The sequence below is a fragment of the Robinsoniella sp. RHS genome, assembly GCF_001029355.1.
Taxonomy (GTDB): Bacteria; Bacillota; Clostridia; order Lachnospirales; family Lachnospiraceae; genus Robinsoniella; species Robinsoniella peoriensis.
Genome location: NZ_JNGB01000174.1, coordinates 1 through 5668 on the forward strand (window position 1 = coordinate 1; position 5668 = coordinate 5668).

A 5668-nucleotide genomic window follows, 5' to 3' on the forward strand; every position below is an offset into this window, starting at 1 on the left:
CGCTTTTAGCGTAAATCTGAAAATAGTTCCATGGGGTATGTTGTCATGTATGGTGAGATCTCCTGCGTGGGCAGTAATAATAGACTTACATAATGCCAGTCCCAGCCCCATACCTCGTCTTCCATCCGCCACAGAATTATTTGCAGTATAAAACATGTCAAACAGGCGTTTCTTATCTTCATCGGGAATTCCATTTCCATTATCCGCTATTTCTACCAAAACACTGCCATGCTGACGCTTAGTAATGATCGTGATATGTGATCCGGGAGGTGTATACTTAATTGCGTTATCTACCAGATTGATAAACACCTGGACAATCAGCTTAATATCCATCCTGGCAACCAGGAGATCATCCTCCTGCTGCACCTCTATATGATGCTCCTCCGCTTTTCTGCTGATATGACTCAGCGCTTCTGTAATTGCCTCATCCATTAGCTCTGCCTGCATATTCAGCTGCATGGTTCCATTATCAATACGGGTTACGGAAAGGAGATTTTCCACCAGATTTATCAGCCACATAGAATCATCATAAATATCAATATATAATTTCTTCCTCTGTTCTTCACTGATTTTGTCTTCATTTCCAATCAGTACACTGGCATTTCCTGAAATACTGGTGAGTGGTGTTCGAAGATCATGGGAAATGGAACGTAATAAATTGGCACGCAGCTGTTCCTGCTGCAATTTAATTGCAGCTTCTTTTCTCTCTGCAACTAACTGATCTTTTTCAAGCGCCAGAGCACATTCATTTAGTATTGCACTCATAATTCCCGCCTCAAATGCCTGAAGTTCTTTTCCTTCCATATCAATCCCCACTACAGCAAATACCCGTTCGCTGCTTCTCACTGCCAGATACATACACTTCACTCCGGGCAAAGTTGTTGTAGAAAAACCAGCATGCTTATTATTCTTAAAAACCCACTGGGCTACTGCCCGTTCTTCCTTCTGGTCGTAATAAAAATCACTCTGGCCATGACTTGATTTAAAAACAATCGGTTCAGCGTCATTCAGGGGATTCCCAAGATAAAATACCACATTGCGCTCTAAGAGCTTGCTTAACTGCCTTGCCGTACTTAAGGAAATCTCCTTTGCATCCACCGCTTTTTGCAGTTTCTGGCTGGTTTCCAGCAAAATCTCTGTCCGGTAAGATTTCTTCACCGCCTGCTTTGCCTGATCTTTTACCTTTTGTGTTAAAGTAGCTCCTATCAGCGCAGAGAGAAACATGATTCCAAAAGTTACTATATAAGAAGGATCATTTACAGATAATGTCTGTTTGGGATCAGTAAAACAAAAGTTAAATATTATAACACTTAATATACTGGACAGCAAACTGCAAAGCTTAGTTCTGGTTACAAGGGAAATCGTCAGAATCCCCAGAATATAAACCATAATCAGATTGGCATCGCTGAATTTCCAAAACGAAAACAAATAGGCAATGGCAGTGGAAATTCCTAATATCCCTACCGAGATCAGAGCATCAGCTACCAGTGCTTCCGGCGAAATCGCAGCACGGAACCTTTTTTTACGGTATTTCTTTTTATACGCATCCGGAATAACAAAAATCTCCAGCTGGGGTGCCAGTCTGGTAAGCTTTTCAGAAAAACTTTCCTTCATGGAAAGCCACGCCCTCTTTGTATTTGTCCTTCCAAGAACAATTTTTGTTACCCTTGCTACTTTGGCATACTCTGCAATCTGTTCTACAATATCGTCCCCATAAGAGGTCACCGTCTTTGCCCCCAGCTGTTCCGCCAGTCTGGTATTAATGCGCAGTCTCTCCACGTCCTCTTTTGTATACTGGGTAAAGTCCGAGTTCTCCACAAAAAAGGCCGTAAACTTCCCCCGGAACGCCGAAGCCATCCTGGCTGCCTGACGGATTACCTTTTCGTTGGATGGTGCCGGAGACAAACAAATTAAGATATGCTCTGCCGCCCCTGCTTCTCCGGTCTGAAAGGACTTTTCCTGTATCAGATTAACCCGGTCCGCCATACGCCTCAGGGCAATCTCACGCAGCGATACCAGATTGTCAGTGGTAAAGAAATGATTCAGTGCCTGCTCTGCCCGGCTCTCTTTATATATTTTACCTTTTCGTAACCTGTCCAGCAGATCCTCCGGCTCAATATCTACCAGCTCCACCTGGCTTGCCTGGTCAAACACAAAGTCCGGAATCCGCTCCTTTACCACAATCCCGGTAATTCCGTCCACAAGATCTATCAGGCTTTCCAGATGCTGCACATTTACGGTAGTGTAAACATCTATGCCTTCTTTTAACAGTTCCTGGATATCTTCATACCGTTTCTTATGCCTGCATCCCTCTCCATTTGTGTGAGCCAGCTCATCCACCAGAATCAGCTGGGGTTTTCTCGCCAAAGCCCCATCCAGGTCAAATTCATTCAGAGTAATATTCTGATACCGGATCTGAAGCTGCGGCAACACTTCCAGTCCCTGAACCAGCGCTGCCGTATCCGGTCTGGCATGTGGTTCTATATATCCTGCAACAACATCCAGACCGGCTTTCTCTGCCTCATGGGCAGACGCAAGCATGGCATAGGTTTTCCCTACGCCTGCTGCATATCCAAAAAATATCTTTAATCTTCCTTTTGTCCTGGATGCTTCCTCTTCCAGCTTCTTCAAAAGAACGTCTGGTTTACGGTACTCTTCTGTCATGGCTCACACCTTCCTCGGTAACAGTATAGCACATCTGTTTTAAAAATCTATTCCTATTTAGCAATTCCATCTTATACCAAGTGAACTCAGATTTAAAGTACATAAAGTTTAAATTGAATACACTCACTAATGATATTGCCGATTATAACAGACCAGATATTAAATAGGCATAACAGATATGGCGCCTGACATTAAAATCACATTAAAATTGCATTAAAATTACAGCTCTTACATGATCCCAAGAGCTTTGTACACCAGCCATATAAGAGTACCTCCCGCCAGAGCAATACCTCCTACAGTTAAAATTAATAAGAACGCTACAGCAATCTGTCCAAATATCATCGTAAATAATGGATGGCGGTCAACTGCTCCCCATAAATTTGTTTCATGCAATGCTAAATACTTTTTCATAATCCTGCACCTTCCTTTGTCGGAATAACCTCTTTCTCTCCTGAATATGGCATTAGTATAGCAATATTCAGATTAAATGGGTGTAAGTGTAGGGATCCCTGCGTTAAAATCAAATTAAAATATCTATTTTGCCGAAACTTAATATTTTCTATATACAAAATGCACCTGGTTGTTGTAGAATAACTATATATGGAGATGGCAGTATATGGGAGTGTACATGCCCTCCTGAAATAATGAAAGGGGTATCTATCATGAAAAATTTAATCGTTGGACAATCCGGCGGCCCGACAGCCGTTATAAACAGCAGCCTGTTTGGAGTCATCAAGGAAGGATTACAACACAAGGATAAAATCGATCATGTATATGGTATGATTAATGGAATTGAAGGATTCTTAAAGGACCATTACATGGATTTAGAAACTGACGTAAGTCAAGAGGCCCTGCAGTCCCTGCGCATCACACCCGGCGCATTCCTGGGATCCTGCCGTTATAAACTTCCGGAGGATCTGGAAGATCCCGTATATCCGGAGCTCTTTAAAAAATTCAAGGCACTGAAGATAGGTTATTTCTTTTATATAGGAGGAAATGACTCTATGGATACCGTAAGCAAACTATCACGCTATGCAGCAAAGCATAAGAGTACCATTCGAATCCTGGGAATTCCCAAGACCATTGATAATGATCTGGTACATACGGACCATACGCCCGGCTTTGGAAGTGCTGCAAAATACGTAGCATCTTCCGTCTGTGAAATAGGTATCGATGCCTCTGTATATGATACAAAATCAGTTACAATTGTGGAGATTATGGGTCGTCACGCCGGCTGGCTGACTGCTGCCGGAGTATTGGCACGTAAATACGAAGAGGACAACCCTGTGCTTATTTACCTGCCGGAAGTTTCCTTTGATCAGAATCTCTTCCTGGAACAGATAAAAAAAGCACTGGAGAAAAAGAATAATCTGGTGGTTTGCATCTCCGAAGGTATACATGACAAGGACGGGAAATTTATCTGCGAATATGCCAGTGAAGTTGGTACCGATAATTTTGGACACAAGATGCTTACCGGAAGCGGCAAATACCTGGAGAATCTGGTAAAAGAGCATCTGGGTGTTAAAGTCCGCTCTGTGGAACTGAATGTAAACCAGCGCTGTTCCACCTTTACCCAGTCCCTGACAGATGCAAGAGAAGCTGCTACAGCCGGTTCTTATGCCGTCACGGCAGCCCTGGATGGAGAAACCGGAAAAATGATTGCTTTTAACCGTTCTGCCGGAACACCTTACGACATTTCCTGTGGGCTTGTAGATGTAAATGAAGTGTGCAATAAAGAAAAAACCGTTCCCCTTGAATGGATTATTAATGATGGCACCGACATCAGCACCGATTTCATCAATTATGCATTGCCGTTAATTCAGGGCAATTCAGCTATTCCAATGAAAAACGGTCTGCCAAATTATGCATACCGAAAATAACGTAAGCAAAGGCACCTGGAAATCCAGGTGCCTGATTTTTTCTCTGCTTTTTCATAACACGTTATGCTGAGCGTTACAGATCAACGATGGTATAATCATGTCCTGTATAAGGCAGAAATTTTTCCAATATGTCTTTCGTTTTCACTTTCAGGCTGGATGTATTGATACATGGATGGCATCCTATATACTCCGATTCTGCCACTTCACGGTCAATTACTAAACGAACCCGCTGTTCCTTGTCATTCATAAGTCCCATAATACTCACAGATCCCGGTGTAATATTTAAAAATTCTTCCATATAAGTTTCATTGGCAAAAGACAGTCTGGCCACTTCTAACTGACCGGATAAATCCTTAGTTTTAAATTTCTTCATGCCCGGCATTAACAATAAATAGAACTTTGTCTTCTGACTGTTGCACAAAAATAAATTTTTACAAATCTCTATCCCCAGCTGTTTGTCTACATCATGGCACGCTTCAATCGAAGGTGTTACTTCATGATCCACCCTTACATATGGGATGTTTAACTTTTCCAGCACATCATAAACTGCCATTTCTTTTTCCAGCCGCCCATTTTCATCCGGTCTGGTTGTAAATAGTGTATTGTCCATTCTAGTAAGCTTTTCCCCAGTATACCATATGCTTCGCCGGTTTGCCGCAATGCACGCATACCCCTGAAATCTCTTCCTGAGCAAACGGAATACAACGTGAAGTCACTCCTACTTCTTCTTTCATGGCATCCTCACATTCCTGGCATCCACACCACATCGCCTTGATAAATCCAGGTTTCTCATCCGCGATTTGTTTCATCTCTTCTATATTATGAGCAATATAAGTGTGGGTATCCCTATGCTCTCTCGCTCTTTCCAGCATATCTGTCTGCATTGTTTCCAGGATCTCAGCTGCCTTATCTGCGATCTCATCAAATGCAGCCACAGTCTTCTCTCTGGTGTCACGCCTTACAATAACAGCCTGACCTGCTTCGATATCTTTTGGTCCCAGTTCAATTCGGATTGGAACTCCACGCATTTCCTGCTCAGAGAACTTCCATCCCGGACTCTTGTCAGAATCATCCACCTTCACACGAAGTCCTGCTTTCGCCAATGTATCTTTCACTTCGAACGC

Annotated in this window: 5 protein-coding genes; 1 reads left to right on the plus strand and 4 read right to left on the minus strand. The window is 42.8% G+C overall.

Annotated features, from left to right (window positions below):
• Both RHS_RS27495 and RHS_RS27500 read right to left on the minus strand, forming a co-directional pair.
• Nucleotides 1–2664: ATP-binding protein (locus RHS_RS27495; protein WP_047834975.1), on the minus strand; the 2664-nt coding region annotated here is incomplete at its 3' end.
• A 228-nt stretch (nucleotides 2665–2892) separates the two neighbouring features.
• Nucleotides 2893–3075 (minus strand): hypothetical protein, encoded by a 183-nt coding sequence (locus tag RHS_RS27500; protein WP_044289531.1) that lies wholly within the window; start codon nucleotides 3073–3075, stop codon nucleotides 2893–2895.
• A 251-nt stretch (nucleotides 3076–3326) separates the two neighbouring features.
• Here RHS_RS27500 and RHS_RS27505 point away from each other — a divergent pair, with 251 nt between their 5' ends.
• Nucleotides 3327–4544: a 6-phosphofructokinase gene (locus RHS_RS27505; RefSeq protein WP_395013739.1), complete on the plus strand. Its 1218-nt coding sequence runs from the start codon at nucleotides 3327–3329 to the stop codon at nucleotides 4542–4544.
• 73 nt (nucleotides 4545–4617) lie between these two features.
• On the opposite strand, the gene RHS_RS27510 is transcribed toward RHS_RS27505, so the two are convergent.
• Both RHS_RS27510 and RHS_RS27515 read right to left on the minus strand, forming a co-directional pair.
• Nucleotides 4618–5154: a prolyl-tRNA synthetase associated domain-containing protein gene (locus tag RHS_RS27510; RefSeq protein ID WP_047834976.1), complete on the minus strand. Its 537-nt coding sequence runs from the start codon at nucleotides 5152–5154 to the stop codon at nucleotides 4618–4620.
• Between the two features lies 1 nt (nucleotide 5155).
• Nucleotides 5156–5668, minus strand: a 513-nt coding sequence (locus RHS_RS27515; protein WP_047834978.1) for a His/Gly/Thr/Pro-type tRNA ligase C-terminal domain-containing protein, incomplete at its 5' end; no start/stop codon positions are given.

Bases quoted from the DNA above. Each gene is read 5' to 3' on its own strand.
- RHS_RS27500 (WP_044289531.1), bottom strand. From the start codon at position 3,075: ATGAAAAAGTATTTAGCATTGCATGAAACAAATTTATGGGGAGCAGTT.
- RHS_RS27505 (WP_395013739.1), top strand. From the start codon at position 3,327: ATGAAAAATTTAATCGTTGGACAATCCGGCGGCCCGACAGCCGTTATA.
- RHS_RS27510 (WP_047834976.1), bottom strand. From the start codon at position 5,154: ATGGACAATACACTATTTACAACCAGACCGGATGAAAATGGGCGGCTG.